The 2,797-nt window shown below is 38.5% G+C and carries 2 protein-coding genes; one reads left to right on the plus strand and one right to left on the minus strand.

Annotation, left to right across the window (positions count from 1 at the left end; translation table 11 throughout):
* Window positions 1-488: 488 nt before the first annotated feature.
* Entirely contained in the window at window positions 489-1,550 is a 1,062-nt protein-coding gene (locus EXN75_RS17095; RefSeq protein WP_118117366.1) for a glycoside hydrolase family 43 protein, read from the minus strand.
* A 332-nt stretch (window positions 1,551-1,882) separates the two neighbouring features.
* On the opposite strand from EXN75_RS17095, the gene EXN75_RS17100 reads away from it, so the two are divergent.
* Window positions 1,883-2,485, plus strand: a complete 603-nt coding sequence (locus EXN75_RS17100; protein WP_134844729.1) for a riboflavin synthase — start codon at window positions 1,883-1,885, stop codon at window positions 2,483-2,485.
* The last annotated feature ends 312 nt before the right edge of the window (window positions 2,486-2,797 follow it).

A 2,797-nucleotide genomic window follows, 5' to 3' on the forward strand; every position in this document is an offset into this window, starting at 1 on the left:
TTTTCGTTTATTGAAGCTTAGTAAACCTGATGTCAATTTCTTGACGGTTCGTTTCTTTTACCCAGTCAACTTGCTTATTTCTAAGAAGTTAACCGCTTCTTGTACTACTTGTCTGTTTATGTAAAATCTTTCAAAGAACTCTTTCTTTATTGCCTTGAGGAATGCTTGATTTCTCAAAAGCGAGTGCAAAAGTACTAACTATTTTCCATTCCACAAAATATTTCGAGAAAAAAGTTTCAAAAACACCAAGATTTTAACATTTAATTACAGTTTAACATTAAAACTGAAAGAAAACTCATTATTATATACATGCGCACTCACACACGAGCGCGCGGGTACACATACACATAGATGTACACATATACAGATTTTAAGATATACATAAACACATTACCCACATAGCCCCACATACCAGTCCATTAATATGGATAACATGCAGTACTCTATGTGGGTAAGTTATAGAAAGCCTGTGTGGCTAATATTCTGGATTACTTACTATTTTCTCCTCTCAGTTTTTTATCCCATGCCAAGAGTCGCTTGTATTCTTTCTTGGTCAATCTCATAAAACTACCATGCTGAGGAGCAGTTACACCCTTAATATCCACCGGATCAGAGAAATTACGGAGATATTTATCGGCCTTGCAAATACGATAATGCTTAGGATGGTCACTATACTGAATATAAGCCACGCGCCATGTATCATCGCCAATCAACTGGAATGCGCTGCTGCCTTCACACATTTTGTTTCCCTCGAAGCTGACGAAATCATCCTCTACTGGTGCGCCCCAACTATGAGTAAGATACTTACTTGTAGCGGTAAAGATACCACGATGTCCACCCTCTTTCTTGATAAGCATGTGATAAAGTCCATCGCTCTTGAGGAAATTAATATCAGCATCAATAGTTGCATATCCCCAATCAAAGAGAATTCTCGGAGTCGTCAATTTCGTAAAACTCTTATCAGCATAACTGTAATACATACGATCATACTTTTCCTCCGGGCGATTCAACATTGAATAATAAATCATGTAACCACCTCGTTCACCATTTTCCCAAACATAATTTGGATCCCAGAATATCTGAGGAGCCCAGACACGGTTGATAGTGCTCCAATCCTTATAAGGAGACTGAGCAGTTGCCGCATCACAGAAATTCTGCATACCCTTACGATAATCGAAAGTAACACTTGTCCAATGAATCAAATCGTCACTTTTGAGCAAATCAATACCGTAATTATCCCATTTATGACTCTTAGCCACACACATGTCGGTAGTAACCATCAGATACCCCTTACCATCATGTGTACGAGTTATGTAAGCATCACGTGTACCGCCCTCAATGCGAGCATGCTCTTTAGGATTGAAAATAGCTTTTCCTTCATTGATATCCTGATAGTTGTATCCATCACGAGAAACGGCAAAAGCAGTATATTCCCCCTTATCACTCATGTGACAGTAGAGATAACCATAATCACCCTTTTGTAGATTTTGTGCATTCATCGGCAATAAAGAGGCCAATAGCATCATGATTGTTGATAACTTTTTCTTCATTTTATTGTTAGTTTTATATGATTGATTGTAAATGTTTAAGTCTCAGTTGAATCTTTTTTAAGTGTAACTTTACACTTTGGGTGCAAAGATACGGCTTTTCATTGAAAAAACAAAGGAAAGTCGCAATTATTTTAATAAGTTTTTTAACTATGACAGAATGATTTTGCTTTAATTATTACTGATTTTCAACTTTTTGTCGTATCTTTGCATAAGATAAGCTGCACTTGGCAATTTGAAAACAAGTTTTCATTGCGCTCATTTGCATTATCTTTGCATAAGATAAGCTGCATCTCAGCAAAATATTAATCATCATATAATAACAATAGAAAAATATGTTTAGTGGAATCGTAGAAGAAATGGCCACCGTTGTGGCTATCAAGCATGATCAGGAGAATATAGACTTTACTTTGTCTTGTTCTTTTGTGGATGAACTCAGCATCGACCAGAGCGTAGCTCACAATGGAGTTTGTCTTACCGTAGTGGAAATCAAAGACGGAACTTATACGGTTACGGCTATGAAGGAAACGCTCGACCGCAGCAACTTGGGAATCCTCAAGGTGGGAGACAAGGTGAACGTGGAGCGTTCGATGATTATGAACGGCCGACTGGATGGACATATTGTACAAGGACACGTGGACGAAACTGCAAAATGTATCGCCATGAAAGATGCAGATGGTTCCACCTATTTCACCTTCGAATATGAACTCAATAAGGAAATGGCACGCAAGGGATATTTCACCGTTGACAAAGGTAGCGTAACAGTCAATGGCGTATCGCTCACCGTTTGCGAACCTACAGACAACACCTTCACTGTAGCCATCATCCCTTATACTCGAGAAAACACCAACTTCTGCAACATTGAAGTAGGAACAGTCGTAAATATCGAGTTCGACATCTTGGGCAAATACATCGCCCGCCTCAAGAGCTTTGAATAAAACTGATTTTTGTACTACACGAACAAGAAAAGTAAAAAGTCAGAGAAATCAGGAAAAGTCAATTTTACATTGCCCAAATTGCGACCCTCAGTTTGGGCACTCATTGCCCGCCTCGTGAGCAACGGTTGCTCGTCTCATGTTCATCGGTTCCCCATCACGTGATCCCCGAGGGACCGCTTGAAGAGTGACTTTTCCTGATTTCTGTAGACACTTTTTTACTTTATAAACTAAAAAGGTAGACACTATCAATTTCATAAAACTGAAATAGTAGACACTCCTTATTTTTCGTTCCTAATTTTATAGACACAATAA

Origin of the sequence: Segatella hominis (genome assembly GCF_004535825.1) — a bacterium.
GTDB lineage: Bacteria > Bacteroidota > Bacteroidia > Bacteroidales > Bacteroidaceae > Prevotella > Prevotella hominis.

Coding starts and splice junctions, on each gene's coding strand:
- EXN75_RS17095 (WP_118117366.1), bottom strand. CDS start 1,550: ATGAAGAAAAAGTTATCAACAATCATGATGCTATTGGCCTCTTTATTG.
- EXN75_RS17100 (WP_134844729.1), top strand. CDS start 1,883: ATGTTTAGTGGAATCGTAGAAGAAATGGCCACCGTTGTGGCTATCAAG.